This window comes from Paenibacillus polymyxa M1 (genome assembly GCF_000237325.1).
Classification (GTDB): Bacteria; Bacillota; Bacilli; order Paenibacillales; family Paenibacillaceae; genus Paenibacillus; species Paenibacillus polymyxa_C.
On sequence record NC_017542.1, the window covers coordinates 585008 to 605419 of the forward strand.

Annotated in this window: 18 protein-coding genes; 10 read left to right on the plus strand and 8 right to left on the minus strand. The window is 48.0% G+C overall.

What is annotated here, in order from left to right:
* The first annotated feature begins 291 nt into the window (after positions 1 to 291).
* Entirely contained in the window at positions 292 to 1254 is a 963-nt protein-coding gene (locus PPM_RS02600; RefSeq protein WP_013369118.1) for a glycoside hydrolase family 26 protein, read from the plus strand.
* A gap of 230 nt (positions 1255 to 1484) precedes the next feature.
* On the opposite strand, the gene PPM_RS02605 is transcribed toward PPM_RS02600, so the two are convergent.
* Both PPM_RS02605 and PPM_RS02610 read right to left on the minus strand, forming a co-directional pair.
* Positions 1485 to 1982, minus strand: coding sequence for a CcdC family protein (locus tag PPM_RS02605; RefSeq protein ID WP_013369119.1), 498 nt, complete (start codon positions 1980 to 1982; stop codon positions 1485 to 1487).
* A gap of 164 nt (positions 1983 to 2146) precedes the next feature.
* Positions 2147 to 2623 (minus strand): disulfide oxidoreductase, encoded by a 477-nt coding sequence (locus tag PPM_RS02610; protein ID WP_013369120.1) that lies wholly within the window; start codon positions 2621 to 2623, stop codon positions 2147 to 2149.
* A gap of 230 nt (positions 2624 to 2853) precedes the next feature.
* On the opposite strand from PPM_RS02610, the gene PPM_RS02615 reads away from it, so the two are divergent.
* Positions 2854 to 3480: a nitroreductase family protein gene (locus tag PPM_RS02615; protein ID WP_013369121.1), complete on the plus strand. Its 627-nt coding sequence runs from the start codon at positions 2854 to 2856 to the stop codon at positions 3478 to 3480.
* A 105-nt stretch (positions 3481 to 3585) separates the two neighbouring features.
* On the opposite strand, the gene mprF is transcribed toward PPM_RS02615, so the two are convergent.
* A complete protein-coding gene (gene mprF / locus PPM_RS02620) occupies positions 3586 to 6228 on the minus strand; it encodes a bifunctional lysylphosphatidylglycerol flippase/synthetase MprF (protein ID WP_013369122.1) in 2643 nt (880 codons plus the stop codon).
* A 211-nt stretch (positions 6229 to 6439) separates the two neighbouring features.
* Between mprF and PPM_RS02625 the strand changes: the two genes are divergently transcribed.
* The 4 genes from PPM_RS02625 to PPM_RS02640 all read left to right on the plus strand — a co-directional run bounded on the left by PPM_RS02625 (position 6440) and on the right by PPM_RS02640 (position 10393).
* On the plus strand, positions 6440 to 7201 hold the full coding sequence (locus tag PPM_RS02625; protein ID WP_013369123.1) for an AAA family ATPase: 762 nt from the start codon (positions 6440 to 6442) through the stop codon (positions 7199 to 7201).
* A 47-nt stretch (positions 7202 to 7248) separates the two neighbouring features.
* Positions 7249 to 7767 (plus strand): GyrI-like domain-containing protein, encoded by a 519-nt coding sequence (locus tag PPM_RS02630; RefSeq protein WP_013369124.1) that lies wholly within the window; start codon positions 7249 to 7251, stop codon positions 7765 to 7767.
* Between the two features lie 146 nt (positions 7768 to 7913).
* Positions 7914 to 9116, plus strand: coding sequence for an MFS transporter (locus tag PPM_RS02635; RefSeq protein WP_013369125.1), 1203 nt, complete (start codon positions 7914 to 7916; stop codon positions 9114 to 9116).
* A gap of 224 nt (positions 9117 to 9340) precedes the next feature.
* Positions 9341 to 10393 (plus strand): lactonase family protein, encoded by a 1053-nt coding sequence (locus tag PPM_RS02640; RefSeq protein WP_013369126.1) that lies wholly within the window; start codon positions 9341 to 9343, stop codon positions 10391 to 10393.
* A gap of 120 nt (positions 10394 to 10513) precedes the next feature.
* Here PPM_RS02640 and PPM_RS02645 read toward each other — a convergent pair whose 3' ends face one another.
* Positions 10514 to 11470 carry an ArsR/SmtB family transcription factor gene (locus PPM_RS02645; RefSeq protein WP_013369127.1) on the minus strand — a complete coding sequence of 319 codons (957 nt, stop codon included), beginning with the start codon at positions 11468 to 11470 and terminating at the stop codon, positions 10514 to 10516.
* A gap of 275 nt (positions 11471 to 11745) precedes the next feature.
* The gene (locus PPM_RS02650; RefSeq protein WP_013369128.1) at positions 11746 to 12714 is read right to left on the minus strand and encodes a hypothetical protein; all 969 of its coding nucleotides are present in this window, start codon (positions 12712 to 12714) and stop codon (positions 11746 to 11748) included.
* 143 nt (positions 12715 to 12857) lie between these two features.
* Between PPM_RS02650 and PPM_RS02655 the strand changes: the two genes are divergently transcribed.
* The 3 genes from PPM_RS02655 (at position 12858) to PPM_RS02665 (ending at position 15723) form a co-directional block, all read left to right on the plus strand.
* A complete protein-coding gene (locus tag PPM_RS02655) occupies positions 12858 to 13331 on the plus strand; it encodes a GNAT family N-acetyltransferase (RefSeq protein ID WP_013369129.1) in 474 nt (157 codons plus the stop codon).
* A gap of 85 nt (positions 13332 to 13416) precedes the next feature.
* Entirely contained in the window at positions 13417 to 14049 is a 633-nt protein-coding gene (locus PPM_RS02660) for an NAD(P)-dependent oxidoreductase (RefSeq protein ID WP_013369130.1), read from the plus strand.
* 33 nt (positions 14050 to 14082) lie between these two features.
* On the plus strand, positions 14083 to 15723 hold the full coding sequence (locus tag PPM_RS02665) for a bifunctional ADP-dependent NAD(P)H-hydrate dehydratase/NAD(P)H-hydrate epimerase (protein WP_013369131.1): 1641 nt from the start codon (positions 14083 to 14085) through the stop codon (positions 15721 to 15723).
* Here PPM_RS02665 and PPM_RS02670 read toward each other — a convergent pair.
* On the minus strand, positions 15707 to 16201 hold the full coding sequence (locus PPM_RS02670; protein WP_013369132.1) for a hypothetical protein: 495 nt from the start codon (positions 16199 to 16201) through the stop codon (positions 15707 to 15709). The genes PPM_RS02665 and PPM_RS02670 overlap by 17 nt on opposite strands.
* A gap of 170 nt (positions 16202 to 16371) precedes the next feature.
* On the opposite strand from PPM_RS02670, the gene PPM_RS02675 reads away from it, so the two are divergent.
* Positions 16372 to 17208, plus strand: a complete 837-nt coding sequence (locus PPM_RS02675) for an HAD hydrolase-like protein (RefSeq protein WP_013369133.1) — start codon at positions 16372 to 16374, stop codon at positions 17206 to 17208.
* Positions 17209 to 17435: 227 nt separating this feature from the next.
* On the opposite strand, the gene PPM_RS02680 is transcribed toward PPM_RS02675, so the two are convergent.
* Complete coding sequence (locus PPM_RS02680) at positions 17436 to 19190, minus strand: methyl-accepting chemotaxis protein (RefSeq protein WP_013369134.1); 1755 nt, start codon at positions 19188 to 19190, stop codon at positions 17436 to 17438.
* Positions 19191 to 19361: 171 nt separating this feature from the next.
* Entirely contained in the window at positions 19362 to 20393 is a 1032-nt protein-coding gene (locus PPM_RS02685; RefSeq protein ID WP_013369135.1) for a ribonucleotide-diphosphate reductase subunit beta, read from the minus strand.
* Positions 20394 to 20412 lie beyond the last annotated feature (19 nt).

Here is a 20412-nt window from a genome sequence, read left to right on the forward strand (position 1 = left end):
TTCAACCTTTTTCCTTGATGTCGATATAATTGAGGGTCGCAAAAGTGTATTCCTTTAGGCAAATGGAGATCAACTCGCTAAAACGAAAAATATGTAGGTTGCGAATCAGAATTGTCTTATTGAACAGGAGGGGTGTACTAGAAAAAAGACTCATTACGGAACTCAGAATTGAGGAAAAACGGAGGTTATGTTTATGGACAATAAGAATGATAAAAGTTGCTGGATGAAGTGATTGACCATAAGCCTTGCGATTACAAGCAGCAAGATATAAACATTAGGAGGATAACCAATATGAATTCATTCAAGAAAACGAAGAGCTTGATCAGCGCCCTGACCGGGGCTGCACTATTATTCTCGCTACCAATAACGGCAGGCGCGGAGAGCAATATCAACTATACAGGCATGTTCCTGGGCTATGACGGAAGTGTAAACACCAGCCCTGTCTGGACCTACAACCCTGACATTGTCTCCTATGATCTGCTGAACTGGAACCAGGGGGGCACCGATGCAGCCTCCATTACCTCTAATAGCGCCTCCGTCATCCAAGACCTGGGGAAAATCGTCACCGTTTCCACCCACATGCCCAATCCTCAGGGTGGAAATGTAAACGCCCCAATGTCTGATTCCGATTTTAATATCTTGGCCAATACAGACATTTCATCCATCAATTCGTCCAGCCCCGCATGGCTACAAAATTATAAGGCCCAGGTTGACAATGTTGTGACCGGTCTGCAAAAGTTTAACTCATCCCCCGTTTACTACAGACCCTTCCATGAAATGAACGGAGGCTGGTTCTGGTGGGGAAACAAGAATACGACAGACTATAAGAACCTGTACATCAATTTGTACAATTACATCGTGACGACCAATGGCATGTCCAACGTCAATTTTGTCTATGCCCCAAATAAAGGAGCTAACGCGGCTGCTTATTACCCCGGCTCTAGCTATGTCACATGGATTGGCATCGATGCTTACAGCGATGATCCGTCCAATGACAATGAAATCAAGGTGGCTTACAATGACATCAAAGGACTTGGCAAAACTTACGGCTTTTGCGAAATTGGACCAGCCGTGGGTGGCGACCATGTGGATCGCAACAATAATCAGCTCAAGGAATTCGATTATTCGCTTTGGAACAACGCCCTGAATGAAGTCTACACTGGAGCAAGTTTCTTTATCACCTGGGATGGCGCTTATGCCCCGCAGAATAACACAAACGGCAGCGTGCTGTTTACAAAGGAGAGCTCCCAGTAAGTGCCTAGCGCCCGGCGTCCAGGCAGCACGGCATCAAGGCGTTAATCCCAAGCTGACCGCAGAGCCTTGGGAGAGTGAGACGTTTTCAAGAACGACAACAAAAAGCACCACCTTAATGAATTGGCCCCTGATAGACTAAAAAGACCCAAAAGACACGACCTCCTGTTAGGAGAACGGGTCTTTTGGGTCTACACAGCAACATGCGAGTATGCACGTTAAATATCGGTTGGTCAGATGCGGACTTCCGTCTCTTCCGGAATGAACTGACGATATTGAAAATACATCCGGAGCCGCCAGTGTAACAACGTCCCGAAGGCTAGTATGAAAAATAGCCCTGCTGTTTGCGGGATGGTAATGTAATGCTGAATAAATTCATGCAGCAGCAATCGGACGATCAGCAGGCTGATCAGGATAAAAAAGAAGGTGCGCGAGCGTTGCACGAAAACCAGCCCTTCTTGTAACTCAAATTTGGTGCTGCGGATCAACGGGTAGGAAAAAATAAACCAGCCGATCAGAAAAGCGCCCAGCGCCCAAAGCCAGGGAACCCGTACTTCTGGCACCACAAACATCATAAAGCCGGTGCTCATGCCGAGCGGAGGAATGATGATTTTTTTGGCATTAATCGGGCGATGACCTGTCTTCATACGGATGAAAATAGCCGATATAGCGATTAAGATCATACCGAAAGTTGCGCCATATTGCAGCAATGGGGTGCTGATATGAAACATGGACTGGCCCCCTCTATAAGGAATATAAGCGTTATTGGACAGACTGCAAACCTTTTACATTATAGCACATATGCAATGGATATATTTAGTTACAGTCTTTCCTCCGGCAAGCGGATTATACGCCTTTTGGTGGTAACCGGCCCTATAATCGGGTCTCTTTCATCTTATGCGAGTTCTTGTGCTTGTACCTCACCTGCGGCTGATTTTTTCTCTTGGCGCATGATATAAACCATCGCTGCAATAATAAGGATAAAAGCAATGAGTGCGAGAAACGGAATGGTGATGAAATCCAACCAGTTCAAATAATCCTGTTCACAGGACACTCTGCCGCAGGCCGTTGAAGTTTGTGTGGCAGCTTTGGCGGCTGCATGGATGCGCTGAATAATAAAATGATAGGCCGAAATCGCACCACCGATGACGGCTAATGGCATAACGTAAATACGTATTTTCGTATCGCCTCGAAAATATGCGATTCCGAGCAGAAGGGTCAGGGGATACATTAGAATGCGCTGAAACCAGCACAGCTTACAAGGCTCATACCCCAAGATTTCGCTGAGATACAGACTGCCCAATGTCGCCACACAAGCTACTACCCACGCGGCAAATAAAGCAATATCCGTTTTTTTAAACGATCCGATCATAGTAACGCTCCTTTTTAAATTCAAATGAGAACAGTATGAACTCATCGTGTCTTGTCCCATCGGCAGGCATTTGCCGATATGCATGTCTTTATCCGTATTGTACTGTATTTTGAGTGCGGGGTCATACTTAAACATATTGACATCATTCACTATCATTTTTATAATTGCAGTAGTTTGGGAAGTTAATAAAGATTCAAGATATATATTAAGAAATTAGGAGTGTGCCCAGAATGTCGAGCAGCCGGAAAAATGAAACCTTATCTGTTATTAGTGAAAGACACGCGGTAAAAAGCTATGTAAAGGATTTTAAAATGCCAGAGGAAGATCTGGAAGCTATCTTGACTGCCGCGGTAGAAGCTCCTTCCGCTTGGAACCTTCAACATTGGAAATTCCTTGTTATCGAAAGTGAAGCGGACAAACAAAAATTGCTGCCTATCGCCTACAACCAAGGTCAAGTAGCAGAGAGCTCTGTTACGATTGCCGTACTGGGTGATTTGGAAGCCAACCGCAATGCTGTCATTTATGATCAAGCGGTAGAAGCAGGCGCATTGCCAGCGGAAATCCGTGACGCATTGGTAGGTCAAATCAATGGTGCTTATCAAAACCCGCAGGTAGCTCGCGATGCAGCGATCCTGAACTCTGCTCTTGCAGCACAAAACATTATGCTGGCTGCTAAATCTTTGGGCTACGATACTTGCGCAATGGGCGGATTTATTCCAGCACAATTGATCGAGCAATTCAATATTCCAGCACGATACCTGCCAACCATGCTCATTAGTGTAGGTAAGGCACAAGTGCCAGCACGTCCATCAGGACGTTTCCCACTGTCTGACGTTGTTGTAAAAGGCAGCTTCTAAGAAAAATAGTGAATATAAAAGGGTGTTCCTGCAACCATTTGTGGCGGGGAACACCCTTTTTTACATCGTTTTAAACTGTCAAAATCCTTTTGTATCGTACCTTGTTTAGTCCGAGCGTTTGGACACGAGATATACCAGCTCCAGCGTCAGGATCGGCAGAAAAACAGAAGCGGGATAGGCCAGATAGCGCGGCTCCCACTGCGGCTTGAATTTATCCTTAAAGCGTCGAAGCCCCTGGAAGCCGTAAAAATGTCCCCCGTATTGAAAAACGAGTCGAGCCAGCTTTTCCTCGCGCAATGCCTTTTCGCTTTGTCCTACCTGGGACAGCGGGGCCATGCCCAGGTTAAATGTCGTATATCCACTTTCCTTGGCCCACTCAATGACCCGTGTGAATAAGTAATCCATCGTTCCATTGGGTGTGTCGGGCAGGTGACGCATCAGGTCGATAGAGACCGTCTGCCCATGATCATAAGCTGGGGCCATCGTAGCGAAAGCAATGACCTTCCCTTCGGAGTCTCTAAGCAATGCAATTGGAGCCAACTGAAGGTAAGATTCTTTGAACCAGCCGAGAGAATATCCCTTCTCCTTGCGCCCATCCAGCCAAATATCCGAAATATGACGCATCTCCTCAATTAATGACGCCTCTAGAGGCGGCTGGACCATTTCGAATGAATAGCCTTCGCGGTCAAAGCGATTTTTGGCGCTGCGCAGCGCCTGATTGCTTTTGCCCGTTAGTGTAAAGGACTCGAGCGGCACGAGCGCCTCCTCGCCCAATTTAAAAAAGCGATAGCCGTTCTCGTGATAGATGGACAAATATTCCGGTGATGCTTGGTAAAATACAGCCGTCAATGCATATCGATCCGCGAACCGTTGGAATTCCTGAATGGCTTCACTCACACGTTCTTTTGGACCGAGAGGGTCACCTAATACAATCAGTTTGTCCCGGCTGCGAGCATAGGGGAGAACCACCTGTTCGTCCTTAGTCCAATACAGATATTTATCGCCCAGAAAAAGCATATGAGAAACGAGGTTACCACCCTGTCGTTCCAAAAATTCTTTTAGCTTAACCAGCTCCTGTGCGTCGGGTAGATTACTGATGCTACGCTGAGGACGAAGAAAGAAATACACCGTCAGGAATACCCATGCCAAAATCAAACTAAATACGGCTGTAACTCCGTAATCGCTGCGGTTCATAAAAAAGTCCAGATGGACCTTGGCATGTATATGACGCATAAATGGTGTATTGGAGCCTGCCCCGATCATAAAATAAGCGCCGGTTACGAGTAGAGATAATCCGCCCCATATTAAAATGTTGTGCCGATTCAGCGGCGCACTGACCCGATAAAACCTTGAACGCGAAATCCACAGCATTAATGCCACGAACAGCAGGAAAAAGGCTTCTTCAAAATCCAGACCTTTAGTGAAGGTGAAAATGGCTCCTGTCAGCAGAAGTATCAAGGTCAGCCGCAATGCTCTGCGAATACGCAGAGAGATTCCGTGGGACAGAACGACAAGCATAATTCCGATGATGACCGAGATTTCGTGCGATAAGCGCATAACGGGCAGGCTGAGCAAATGTTCAGCAAAACGGAGCCGATACAACAGACCAGGCGTAGCGGCCGACAACAGAAGCACCACGCCGGAGATGAGTACCAGTTTCCCAAGCGCCCATACCCCCAGATCGGCCAAAAACCGGAATTGACCAGGCCAGCCCCATACCTTCTGCCAGGCATTAAGGGAGTAATCCCAGCCTGTCTCAGCGAGCTGGCTCAGGCGCTCGTTACGCGGAATCATTTCCAGCGCGGCTAATACCAAGCCGATGAGCCACGGAATGATGTAATAAAAGACGCGAAAGACCAGCAGCACAGCCAGCGCCCGGTCCGAGTTGGCTCCTGCCATTTGCAGCCCGAGCAGGGCGATAATATCGAATGCACCGACTCCTCCGGGTGCAAGACTGATTAACCCCGCAATTGCGGCTATTACATAAATACCGAACACAGCATGGAGCGGCAGCTCATGGAGCAAGTGCGAGCCGATCCATGCAAAGGTAAGACCAGCCAGCAGCCATTCCAGCAGAGAGGCGCCAATGGAGGCAGAGATGGTGAACCAGGAGAGCTGTCCTTCTCCCTTGTTGAACCATGTGGCATACCTTTTGGAGCGCTGCATGATCAGAAATAGAGGCAGGTAAAGTGCCATTCCCCATAGTGCCCAATGAAGCCATGGGTGAGCATCAAGCACAGGCTGCACCGGATACAAATGGACAATAGCACCCCAAGCTAGCAAAGATAGTCCGGTAATGACGACAGGCGAAAGAAATACGACTGCCGAGGTGATGACACCCAATGGCACACCGCTCTTTTTATACAGTACAGTACGTAGTCCAGCTCCTGTAAAGCCTGCAAAGCCGAAGACATTATTGAAGGTATTGGAGATCCAGGCGTACCGAAATGTCGTTCCAGGCTTGACTTGAAGCTTGAAATGATGCCTGATTACATAATCGTAAGCACTCATAGCAGCCACGGCTACCAGGGAGAACAAGCCAATTTCGATGAGAAACGTGGCATCCATTCGCCGCAGCTCATGAAGCATCCGTGCCAGATTAAAGTCTTTTAGCTCTCGTCCAGCCTCCCATATAATAAAAGCCAGTACAGCCAGCGGTAGTAAAATACGCGTCAATCGCTGCCTGTAGATGGTCATCATATACTGTACGATTTTAAAGGATTGGAACGGTTTGTGATTTGAATTCATAGATTCACCTGCTTGAAAAGGATAAGATTGAGACTGATAATGCGCGGAAACTTCCTGCCCAAATAAAAGGCTTCGTTATATTATACCTGTAATAATAGCTTGAATAACAACAGAAGGGTTACGAAATGGGAGTTCAGATTGATTGCTGTAAATAATTCCAATATAATGATGGAATACCTAGTAAATTGCTTGGCAATGGAGCTGACTGAACATGAGTATATGGGATCGAAATCTTTTTATACGTCGATTGGAGCTATTGTGGCCTCCAGATGCTGACAGGAGCCAATACCCTTTTAACTTAAAGGCTCTTCAACAGTGGAATGAACTCAAATTCCATCCTTCCGTTACCTATATTGTTGGAGAAAACGGTGTAGGTAAATCAACGCTTATGGAGGCAATCGCGGTTGCGTGGGGTTTTAATCCAGAGGGTGGCACTAAAAATTTCAACTTTTCTACACAAGCCACGCATTCCTCGCTGCATGAGCATATTCGGTTGGTGAGAGGGGTTGAAAAACCGAGGGATGGCTTCTTTTTCCGGGCGGAGAGCTACTATAATGTGGCGACTCATATTGACGAGCTGGATCGAGAAGGAGGAGGGCGACCCATTCGGGATTCGTACGGGGGGAAGTCGCTGCATGAGCAGTCGCATGGCGAGTCTTTTTTTGCTGCATTTGTGCATCGGTTTGGAGGACAAGGATTGTATATTTTGGATGAGCCAGAGGCAGCGCTATCGCCTTTGCGTCAGATGGCCATGCTTGCCCGGATTCATGAGCTTGTGCAGCAGGGATCACAGTTTATCATTTCTACCCATTCCCCCATCTTGATGTCTTATCCAGATTCGGTCCTGTATCATCTGACACATGAAGGGATCGACACACGGACGCTAGAGGAAACCGATCATTTTATCATTACCAAACAATTTCTGAATAACAAAGAAAGGTTATTGCAGGAGCTATTCGAAGATTCACCATAAGGATATAGTAAGTTTGGTAGTATCCACTTTGATGAGGAGGAAACCGTATGAGTTCAAATCTCGATGTAGTTATTCAGCGGATATCCGCTTTCAAGGTAGCAGCGCTGACTGCGCGAGCCCCTTTTGCCGAATTGGGTGATGAGGTACGCAGACAGTGGCAACAAGTGCAACAGAACGTCCCAGAGAACCACTCAGGTCGTCTGAACGCGGATATGGGCTATGTGTTAACTCCCCAATGGACAGTTGTTGAGGAGAACGGAAGTACTGCGGTCAAGGTGGGCGTTAAAGTGTCCTCGTGGAATGAAGTACCGGATAGTCTTGAACGCATCGAGGTGCCCGAAGGAGAGTATGCAGTGACCCGTTTTCAGGGAGATCGAGAACGATTAAATACGATTTATGATGATCTATTTGCTTGGTTGGACTGTAATGGCTATGAGCGTAATACGACAGAGGGGGTATATTGGATCGAGTCGAATCGACTAAAGCCGGTGAATCCTTTTGATATTCCATCCGCAGAAATTCAGAAATTTGATTATGATATTGCGATTGCTATTGTACAAAAATAAAGGAGTAACATTCAGGGGTATCGGAAGTATTTTATGATTGTTATTTGCCTCCCACTCTATTAATATAATGAAGAGTTTTGCTGAAATGGTTGCAAAATAAGAATTTCGTATACGAAATAAAGAACCTGAGGAGGACAAAACGCAACATGTCGGATTCACAACAATTGAAAATGGGACCGCTCGTCATTTTGATGATTAATATGTTTATTGCCATGCTGGGAATTGGACTCATTATTCCGATCCTCCCCAAGTTCATGGGTTCCTTGGGAGGCAGTGGTGAAACGGGAGGCTATCTGGTTGCCGTGTTTGGCTTGACCCAGTTTATATTTTCGCCGTTAGCGGGGGAATGGTCCGATAAATACGGACGTAAAAAAATGATTATTATCGGTCTGGTCATCATGACGGTGTCTTCTGTATTGTTTGCAATTGGACACTCATTGACCATGCTGTATATTTCCCGTTTGCTTGGAGGCGCAGGAGCGGCATTTATGATCCCTCCAATGATGGCTTATATTGCCGACATCACAACAGTCCATAACCGAGGCAGAGGAATGGGGCTGTTGGGGGCCGCGATGTCGCTTGGTTTTGTGATTGGTCCTGGTGTAGGTGGTTTGCTGGCAGATATCTCGCTTCGTACACCCTTATACGTTTCGGCGGCGGTATCAGGTTTAGCGGCACTGATCTCATTGATTTTACTGCCCGAAACCTTGTCGTTGGAGAAGCAGTTGAAGTTTCGAAATGTTAAGGTGAAACGGGACAATGTGATTAAACAGTTTGCGCTGTCTTTCCGCAAGCCGTACTTTATGCTGTTGATTATGATATTCACGTTAACCTTTGGCCTGACGCATTTTGAAACGATGTTTCCGTTCTTTGTAACAGGCAAGTTTCATTACAATGAACGTGATATTGCTATCATTATTACGGTAGGTGCGTTGGTCGGAACTATAATTCAAGCTGTGGTCATTAGTCCGATGTTGAACCGTTTTGGTGAAAAAGGTGTGATTATCGGTTCTTTTCTGTTTTCCGCGATTTCCCTTGTGCTTATGTTGCTCTCAGGGAACTTCTATTATGTACTCGGAGTATCGCTTATCTTCTTTACCGCTACGTCGTTGCTGCGACCAGCCATTAATACTGCTTTATCCAAAATGGCAGGGGATGAGCAGGGAGTTGCAGCCGGGATGAACAATGCTTATATGAGTATTGGTAATATTTTGGGACCTGCGCTTGCTGGTACATTGTTTGAGGTGCATATCAATTTGCCGTACATTTTTGGGGCGGTCATTCTCATGCTTAGTTTGGGGCTGGCTGTAAAATGGAAAAGCAGAGATACGCAATCCACAGCGGTTTAATGTTGTTTTTTCTGTAAAATAGTCTCTTTTGGTGTGAACTGTGGCGTTCTTATGAACTACTACAGATTACAGCGGAAGAGGCTATTTTTTTGCATACATAGCCAAATGTTAATGAAACGGCAGAATCTTGGGTAATAATGCATGATAAGTTTATAACCAGTTAGAAATTAGAACTTAAAAGTCGGATAACTTGTGAGGAATACGCTAAAAGGAGCTGAGATCGGATGAAAGAGCGGAATGAGCAGTTATTTTATATAGGAACTTATGCGTCTCGTGAGGAAAGAGGAATTTATATAGGCTCTTTGCATACGGACAATGGTGATTTGCGTATGGTTGGAGGTGTGGAAGGAATAGAGAGACCTTCTTTTCTGGCACTGCATCCGAATGGGGCGAAGTTGTATGCTGCCAGTGAAACAGACCAAGGCGAACTGTACACATATCAGGTGAACAACCAGACGGGGGAATTGCATCCTTTGGATCGAAAAGGAACGGAGGGAGCACATACTTGCTATGTATCCGTAACAACAGATGGACGATATGTGCTGGCTTCTAACTATTCTGGGGGCAATGCCGTTGTATTCCCTGCAACAGTTGCTGGAGGGTTGGGAGACATGTCGGGGCAGGTTCAGCATACGGGGTCAGGGATTCGCCAGGACCGCCAGGATACGCCACATCCACACTCGATTATTCCTGATCCTTCAGGACAGTATGCTATGGTATGTGATCTGGGGCTGGATCAGATTATAGGTTATCGTTTGACAGAGGATGGGAAATTGGTAACCCACCGTGAGACAGATTTGCCACCTGGTTCCGGCCCACGTCATCTGGTTTTTCATCCCTCGGGTCGATATGCCTTTGTCGCCAATGAATTGAATAATACCGTTACTGTGTTTGGTTATAACGAACGTAATGGTAAGCTTACCTTGCTGCAAAGTCTGTCCACACTGCCAGAAGGCATTATCGATGTAGAAAATACAGCAGCGGATATTCGGATTACACCCTGTGGACGTTTTCTGTATGTATCCAATCGAGGACATGACAGCATCGTACTCTACCATGTCGATCTAGACAGCGGGAAGCTGAAGACGATTGAATGGGTCGAGACTTTCGGCAGTACGGCGCGTAACTTCAACATCTTGTCTGGTTATTTGCTAGTGGCGAATCAAGAGGGAAACAACGTCGTATCCTTTGCTATCCATGGGGATGATGGACGGTTGACCCGAACGGGATATGTATTGGAGGTTCCTTCACCAGTTTGTATTGAACCTGTACGCTAATTACATAGCGCATGGCAAAAAGAGGCCAGTAAAATAGGATGAGAAAGTAAAACACGGCGCTTTGTCTCCCAAGAAAGGCATGGGCAAAACGCCGTGTTCAGGTTTTGAATGGTCTAATGATTACTTGCTGCTATCGCCAGCTTCTACCGTTGCTGTTTTGGTATGGTTTTCCGCAGGTTTGTAGTACAAACGGAACAGGATATCCTGGTTATAGTTACCGAATCCGGTACCGAACAGGGTTACCCCTCCAACATGCTGTGCATCATCCAAAATGGCAATACGGAATTTCCATTGCTTCTGATCAATCAGTACGTCGCTTAGAGTCACATCGGATATCTGCTTGCCATCCATAAACGTACCTTCGGACGTAACGCGAAGTCTCTTAAGCAGGCCATATTGATTGATAAAATCAGGCCACCATGAAGGTGTATATTTACCACGATTATCACCGAAATCCCCCGGACTGGTCCAAGTGCCCAAATTCACATCATTTAGAAAAAACGTGATGTCTGAAGGCCAATTATCATTGGTAAAAGGGGCCTCCGATGATAATTCCATCGAAATTTCCAGTTCCTCAGCTTTTTGACTGGACAATAGGAAATTCGGCACTTTATAATCCATATACCCTTGGCTAAACCACAGAATTTTGGAATTGAAGCGCTCAGGGTCTAAGAACGAACGAGGCTCATCGAATTCTCCGATAATCTTTTCGACGGTGGCTAGGCCGCAGGTTGCCTGAATTTCAAAATCTGTAAAGTGTCCCACGGAAATCTCCGTCTGATGAAATTGCCGTACATCCTGCTGATAGCGTGGCATGGCGATTTCAATTTTGTCCGTAGCCAATGAGCATACCTTCTGAACCCCGCCTCGTCCGGGCAGCATTTTAGTCGAAATAATGGATGCTCTCTCCAGTTTCTTAACATGCATGGTCATAATCGCACTACTGAGTCCCAGGGCTTCCGCCAGCTCACGTATATTCATAGGCTTCTCCGCAAGCAGAACAATCATGTTCAGCCGAACCTCACTGGCCAGCGCTTCATAAACGGGAAGTGATTTTTCAGAAATGTCCAGTTGCATAGTTCCTCCAATTCTAACGCACATCATAAATTGATGGTAGTTTAACATATATGGATTTTTTTCAATATTAATACATATAAAACGATATGATTTACATTTATATAAACAATATACCCTTTCCTTGATCGTTGGCACAAGCCTAACCCCGTAAAAAGCCAAAAATTGTTCAAAAAACAGGACACCCCATAAACTCTTTCTTTGTGTGTTGGGATGTCCTGTGATGGTATATGATTTGCGGGATGTATACAGGATCTAATTTCAGGCGCAACGGGTGTTTAGGACCGCATATGTTCATCAGCCAAAGAAGAATCAGCGGTTGTATCTTTGTCAGTTGCGTGTAATTCCTGATGCTGCGAAGCATCGGCCTTCATCAAGCTGGGATGACCCACATAAGGACGATCACTTCGCGAGCGGCCTCGGGTAAGTCGGAAGCCAATCAAGAACAGCACAAGCTGTGCAGCCAGTATGTAGGGAGACGCTTCTGGCCCGAGCCACTGAAACAGGGCGACAACGGCAATGACCATACATAACAGGCTTGTTGGGAAATGGGATGCCGTCACGTCCAGATCATTTTGTCTACGCAGGGTCATCAGACGATAGACATACAGCAAGGCGATCAAGCCAGAAACGAACCTTATCCATGCATACCCTATAAGCCATGATACAGATTGTGTGGTGTCGGGTAGACTAACATCGACATGACTGTAAGTCATCAGTTCCACAACCAGTCTTGAGGTCAACCAGACGATTCCCGCCAGCGTCAGCGGACCGGCCGCTGGGCGTAATAGCTTCCATAATGCTGTTCCCCAGCCTGGAGCATGGGATTCCAGCAGAACAAGTCGCCGTTCCTCGATCAGTTTGTTCATTTCACGCTCCAGTGACTTGAGAAGCAATTCCCTGCGGAATGGATCACATTCCCGCAGGGATGCTTGAACCTGCTCTTGAAGGTGAGGGGTCAAATAGGGGGCGGCCTTAGCCTCCTGAAGAGCATGGATTAGTCCATGCTGGTGCTGCTGCTTTTCGCTGTTGTTGATCGCGTTCTGGGTAGCAGTCTGGAGATAACCAGCTAACCGCCCATAGATACGCAGTGATTCCTGTAATTCTTCGAGCCGCTGCTGACGCGAATTCCGAAGCTGGGCTGCACTATGAACATACAGCCATACCAGCAAGGATAACGCCAGCAGGAAGGCGATCAGACCGGGTGAGATATATGCGACTAATGCCGCGAAGTCCGTCGGGGACACCCGCAATCCCTCCTTCCATTGTTCTTTCTACACTATTGCACAGACCACACAGGCATTTCAAGGGCTTGTATATCTCTAAACCAAGAACTATGAAGTATTTTTTGGTAAAATAGACAAGATTACAGCAGGAAGGGAGATTCGGCATGAATAAAAATATAGATTTTGCAACAGAACATCATGAGACATCGAATCAACCGTACGAGCTGCTTCGCGTAGATTACGCTATTCCAGCCGTCGAGGAATATCAGGCTTTACGCAAGGAGGCTGGTTTGTCGCAAATTACGGAAGAAGCGGCAGCTAAGGGCTTGCCGAACAGCCTATTTGCTGTAACGCTACGGCTTGGACAGGAATTGATCGGGATGGGCCGGGTGAGCGGTGATGGCGGTGTGTTTTTTCTGGTTACGGATATTGCAGTCAAGCCTTCCCATCAGGGGAAGGGTTATGGACGTAAGCTTATGGAAGAGATTATGGAGTATTTGAAACGGGAGGTTCCGGCGGGCAGCTTTGCAACGCTGATTGCGGATAAGCCAGCCGACCGGTTATATGCGCAGTTCGGTTTCCAACTGGTCAGTCCAAGGTCGGAAGGGATGTACTGGCGACAGCCGGGAGAACTGTAAGCTGAAATCCTGCACGAGTTTGAGCTGGTTATAAAACGGATAAATAACAGTAAGAAAATTATAGATAGGAAGAAGGCACGTTACTATGAAAGTGATTATTTTCGGAGCAACAGGAACAATTGGCAAAGCGTTAGTAAAGGAAGCAATCAAGCGTAAGTATGAGGTCACGGCGGCAGTGCGCGATCCGCAACGAGTGACAGAGCAAAATGAATATTTGACGGTGGTTCAGGCGGATATTCTAAACCCGAATTCCGTTACGGAGGTAGCCAAAGGGCACGATGCTATCATTAGCGCCTATGGTCCCAAGTTTGGAGCTGAGGAGGAATTGCTCGAAGCGACTCGTTCTTTACTGGAAGGAACTCGGCGTTCCGGTGCGGAGCGCATACTTGTCGTTGGCGGAGCGGGTAGTCTGAAAACAGAAAACGGTGAGCGTCTCATGGATACCGCTGAGTTTCCAGAGGAAGTGAAGCCACTGGCGGCGGCGCACGCTGATGCACTGGAGTTGTACCGTGCTGCGGATGTAGACTGGACATATTGTAGTCCTGCCGGAATTATTGAACCGGGTAAACGTACAGGACAGTTCCGTATTGGTTTGGATCATTTGGTGGTGGACGAATTAGGCCATAGTCGCATCTCTGTAGAGGATTATGCGGTAGCCCTGATTGATGAGTTAGTAGAAGGGGAATTTGTCAATTCCCGCTTTACCGTCGGATATTAATCACAGGGATGGCTGTATGGGAGGCGAATAAGCATGTATATGGTGACCGCCGAACAAATGCGGCAACTGGATCGGTACACGATTGATAAGCTGGGGATCCCGGCCCTGACCTTGATGGAAAATGCCGGGCGAGCAGTAGCTGACGAGGTACTGAAACTTTGTGCTGAGAGACGTGGAAAAAGCGGTGGCATAAATGAGGTTACACACACAGGAGCGGGGGATGTACCGGAACATGGCAGTGTTATACGGACGGATTCATCGAGCCGAGGGCGATATGATGTATGTGAACGAGCACACTGGTATATCCTCGTTGGTAAAGGCAACAACGGCGGTGACGGACTGGTGGCAGCCCGCCATCTGACCGATGCAGGTCTGCGCGTCACCGTTGTGTATGCCGAGCCGCCTGAAACGCTACGCGGTGAAGTGGCTGCCCAGCGCGACATCATCGCGGCGCTGGATATCCCGGTTATCCTCTATGGTTGGGATAACCTCGAACTGCACGGTGCCTCCGGCATCGTCGATGCCCTGCTGGGCACGGGCACGCAAGGTCCACCGCGTGAACCCTATGCCTCGCTAATCCGCGAGGCCAATGCCAGCGGCGCGCCAATCGTGTCGGTAGACGTGCCTAGCGGCCTCGACGCCGACACAGGTGCACTGCACGAGCCGTGCATTCATGCGCGTGTCACCGTATGCCTCGCCTACTTGAAGTGTGGGCTCGCCCAATATCCGGGCGCCGGAAACGCTGGTGATGTGGTGGTACGCTACATCGGTATTCCGCCCAGCCTTGCCCGTGAGCACGGCGTACAGTTGCAGCTCCTGACCAGCGCTACGCTACGCGACGCGCTGGACGTGGATGTCAGCCGTAGTCGTGTGCCGGACGGGCACAAGGGCACCTACGGCCACGTTCTGGTCGCAGCAGGAAGTCTGCGCATGAGCGGTGCAGGCCTACTGGCTGCACGCGCCGCCTTGCGCATCGGCAGCGGCCTTGTGACGTGGGCGGTGCCTGAGGCACTGCTTCCGCGCGTCATTGGTGCCGCGCCGGAGCTGATGCTCGCTGCCGCAGCAACAGGCGGAGACGGCGAATGGAACGCCGACTCCGCAGCCGAGCTGCTACAGCTCGCGCAGGCGCGCGATGTGCTGGCCGTCGGGCCCGGCCTCGGCCGCTTCGCAGGGGACACTGGCTGGCTGCGCCGCCTGTGGGAGGAATACAGCGGTCCGCTCGTGCTCGATGCGGACGCCTTAAACATCCTGGCCTCGGCGGAGCTGGATGCCTGGAAGTCGAGAGATGCGGCGGTCGTGTTAACGCCGCACCCCGGTGAAATGGCTCGTCTGCTGGGCATACCGACAGCAGAGGTGCAGCGTGACCGAATCAGCCATGCCCGGGAATACGCCCGGACACGCGGAGTCACGCTGGTGCTCAAGGGAGCACGCACGGTCATCGCGTGTCCCGACGGAAACGCCTATGTCAATACCACAGGCCATGCCGGGATGGCGACAGGCGGTGCGGGCGATGTGCTGACCGGCATCATCGCAGGGTTGTTGGCCCAAGGCTTGAACGCTTCGCAGGCAGCAGCCTTTGGCGTGTATCTGCATGGCGCGGCTGGGGAAACGGCCGCGCGCCAACGCCAGCATCCCGCCTCAGTGGTAGCTGGCGATATTATTGAAGCCCTATAATCCATAGCAGCAGTGGCAGGAGGAAGGCCAGCATGATCTGTACTCCATATTCACGGTTCAGCCAGTGCCTTCCCCCATAATAAAGCAGTGTAATCCCTGCACCTGCTATGCCGTTGCTCCATGATATGCCCGTTCCAGCAGGCGACATCAAAGATCCTAGCAGGAGAAAGACACTGGACCCTACGGCAAGGTATAGCGTGAACTGCTCAGGCTTGCGAAGCCAGGGTAAAAGATCACGTAGCGCATCAGCGGCAAGAGCCGCCGGAAGGGCAAAGCCATAGGCCCACAACTGCGCGGTCAGTTCACCGCTATTGCCTGCTATACTCACAGGCAATCCCGTTATTTCCTCTGTCAGATAGCAGTAGACCCATAAGAGACCAAAAACCAATCCTCCACAGGCTAGCTTATTCAGGGCATAACAACCAAGCTCCATCCGCCAAGGCATTTTGGAATTAAACTCATTCCAAGGCTGTCTCATATTGCGACTCCCTCCTCATTTCAATCGGTAAATCAAAACCATTCAAGGAATTTATTTTCAATTACAATCCGCTTACCGTTTGCGACATTTGAGTTTACGTTAGCTGTGTATCATGTTCCTAAGCGAAATAAAGATTGCGGATAGCCGCGGTACGGAAAGGCGGGGATTGCATGATACAGGCGGTTATTTTTAATCTTGAAAGTACATTGTTAGACCCCGGAGGACGGGGCTTAATCCAGGGAATGTGCGACATCTTCAGATGGAAGGGCATACAGGTAACTGAAGAGCAGGTATCTCATGGACGGGGACTGCCCATCCGGGATCATATTGCGAATGTGCTCGGACTTTCAGAGGTTCGTAGAAAATGGTTAGAGTGCTTTGGTGCGCATCCTGGCAGAATGGATATTGAGCATATTTATCTTGAGCTTGTCCCTGTTCTTCGCTCTTTGATCCAAGGGGCTGAGACTGCTACCGGTATAGATAGGGCGCTGCAGGAGCTTCAAGATCGCCGCATTCAGTCAGGCGCTACTGCATCTTGCCCGATGGAGATGCTGAGTCACGTATTCACGCCTGCACAGTCACCCTATACACTGGATTGCATGGTAGCCCCTTGTGAAGTTTCGCAGGGAAGGCCTTATCCGTGGATGATCTATGAAATTGCACATCGCCTGCAGGTATTCCCGCTTAGCGATATTGTAAAGGTAGGAGACACAGCAGCCGATATGCAAGAAGGACGGAATGCCGGCGTTTGGACGATTGGTGTGTTGAACCATAACGAGAGTGCTTTGACCCCGGATCACACTACAAGCTGTGAAACGGACGACAGAGTATCTGAGGAACGACGCAGACAAAGTATATATGGCTTGAAAAGGGCAGGGGCCCACATCGTGATGAACTCGGTCGCTGACTTGCCGCGTATTTTGCGTGAAATTGAAATGCTCCAGCATACGGGAGGCTATCCTTCTTATATGAAACCGATGAAAACAGCCGCGGCTCCCCCATCGTGAGAATAACGGCACAACTCTTAAGTACCTTTAATAGACCTTCTAGGTTATATATGTATGCATCTATCTGGATAAAGGTGTATTCAGTCCGACTTTCTAACCTCAAAAGGAGCATTCGCATGTTAGCGAATGCTCCTTTTGAATGTACTCCCTTTCGTCTGGAAAATGACCCGTAAGATAGACACTTTAGATCAAGTGTCCATCTTACGGGTCACAGTTCACCGAAATCATTATTGGTCTGAACTCTTCACCCGGAACTGATCAGCATGACGCTGTAGATTGTTTGATAGTGTAGTCAGATTACGTGCTACTGCGGATAGTTCTTTTACCGCTAAAGCCTGCTTCTGTGCGCTTGCGGATACGTCTTCCGTCATTCCGGCAGTTTGCTGCGCCGCGCTGGCTGTGTGATTCAGATGTTGATCTACGCTGTGACGTACCTCGTGCATTTCTGTCGTCAATTGGGCCAAATGTGCAGCAAGTTCCTGAACTTCCTCTGAAACCTGGGTGACTTTGTCAACAGACTGTAAACATAATGCAATTTGTTTTTCTTGTTCATTGACAGTGTTTATATTTTGATCAAATTGATCGCCCATTTGCTCAATTTGCTCGACAAAGCTGCTTAGGATTTGGTCGATTTCACGAATGGACATGGCAGATTGTTGGGCAAGTTGTCCCATCTCATGAGCTACGACAGAAAAGCCTTTACCAGCTTCCCCTGCACGCGAGGCCTCAATCGAGGCATTAAAGGATAAAATCTGCGTCTGCTTTACGATGCCCTGTACCTGCTGCCCGATGTTAGCTGCTTCGCGGGATTTTTCAGTTAGTGCGTGTGACATACGCTGCATCTGCTTGATTCGCAGGGCGCTTTCTCGTCCCTTCTCCAATAGCTGTTCATGTTCACTGGCTACCTGATTACGGACCTTATTGAGATGGCGCGCCGTATCCGTAAACTGGTGCACATGGCTTCCGACTTCATCCAGCGTTTGCCCTAAGCGGTCAGATTGCTGAACCGATTCTAACGTTTGATCCGCTTGGTTTGTAGATACATCGGCAATTTGCTGAAGTGTGCGGGACAGTTCCTCAGTCTGATGGAGTGTTCCTTCTGTTGTCACGACGATATTCTCCGATGCTTGCTGAAGTGTACTTGAACTGCTTTGAATGTCCACAATCATATTGGACATGGCTTCCACCATTCGGTTCGTCAAGCCGCTGATTTCACCTAGCTGATCATACGTAACTTGCTGCGATGTAACCGTAAGATTGCCGTCGGCTACTTGCTCCAGTGTATTTTTAATGAATCGCACCTGACGCAGTATTCGACGGGTTACCAGCACCATTGCCGCAATGGAAATGATCAGAATGATGGAGACCACAGGGATAACTAGCCGGTAGGCCTCAGGCAGGGTTTTCTCGTATACTTCAGTTACAGAGGCAAGGGATCTGTCAATTCCCAGATAGCCTATGATGGTTCCATCTGTATCCTTAATGGGTGTAAAGGAAGAAAACATCGTTCCCCAATCAGGGTCCGTTGTGATATCTGTAGTGACCGTCTCCCCTTGTTTCAATCTATCTGCCGTTTCTTTACGGGTGAAACTAACAGGGCTTCCAAAAGGACTGTAGTCTTTGTCGTCCCAAGCAGCTCCGTCCACCGTGAGCTTCCACTCATCGCCAACACGGTTGTACATATACATATACAGGACTCCGCTTTGCAGCCTAAGCGTATTTAACTCGTTCCGAAGTTCTTTATACTCGCTGCTCTGCTCGGATGGATTCGTATTTAAGCTTTTGACAGCTGATTTGTCCAATAGCTTGGCCGTATTCACTGCCAGCGCTTCATTGTTGAGCTGCATGGTTGATAGAGAAGCATTCTGAATAGATAGTTTGGTCGTCCACAGAATCATGACGCCAATCACAACTAAAGGAATGAGCAAGATGAAGTAGAGTTTGGATTGTAATCCCATTCTTTTTTTGACTTTGCTTTTCATAATATGCTCCTTACTATATTATTTCACCTTCATATAATATCGTGTTCAAGTAGGGAAATATGAATAGTATTTCATATGTTTCATGAAAATTTTGCGCATTTGTGCAAATTTCATCCCATAGAAAAAAGCCTTAACTCAGTAATAACCGAGTTAAGGCTTGTAGCGTATGACTTACAAATCGTCAAATCCGTTGTCATCTCCGACTTTGCCATAATTGCGTGATTTTGCTTCAAAAAAGTCCGTTTTTGTTGCATTCAGGGCTTCATCCGAAAATGGCTTGATCCAAGGCATACTATTTATATCTACACCTTCATAGGCTTTGTCCATACCCAGAAGTCTCAGGCGCATGTTTGCCATGTATTTGATATAATCGCTCAGCTCGTTCAAGTCAATGCCACGAACCTCCTTGAGCGTATAATGTGCCCAATTCGTTTCCAGCTCCACAGCGCGGTTGATCATACGATAGACGTAGTCCATGTTCTCTTTCGTGTTCAGCTCAGGGAAATCAGCCAAAAGCTGCTTGAACACTTCGGCAAAGAAGTAGCAATGCTGATTTTCATCGCGCTGAATATACGAGATCATCTGGCTGGTAGCCATCATTTTTTGGTCACGAGCCAAATTGTAAAAGAAGGCAAACGTACTGTAAAAGAAAATACCTTCCAGAATCAAATCCGCTACCATCGCTTGGAAGAAGGTTTGGGGATTCTGCTCATCGCGGAATTCCTGGTAAATGGCCGAGATGAATGTGTTGCGCTCCAGCAGGACAGGATCGTTTTTCCAGTATTCAAAAATTTCTTTCTGCTCCTGCTCCGATACCAGGGAAGATAGCACGTAAGAGTAGGACTGGTTATGCACGACTTCCTGTTGTCCGATAATGGCCGAAATGGCTTCCAGCGAGGAATCGGTAAAATATCGTTTTACATCTCCGACAAACATGGTCTGCATGGAATCCAGCACGGCCAGCAGGCCGATATTAATTTTGAAGGTGCGCTGTTCTTCGGCATCCAGCATAGGGAACTGGGACGCATCCTTGGACATCGGAATTTCATCCGGGATCCAGTGGTTCAGCAGCAGTACTTTATATAGTTTGTACATATGCGGCATCCGAATATCATTCCAGTTCAGAATACCGGAGTTTTCGCCTTCAATAATACGGGTAGAGCGGTTAGGCGCTTCTGTGTTAAAAATCTTTTGTAACTGCATGAGAGCCTCTCTCCTTTAG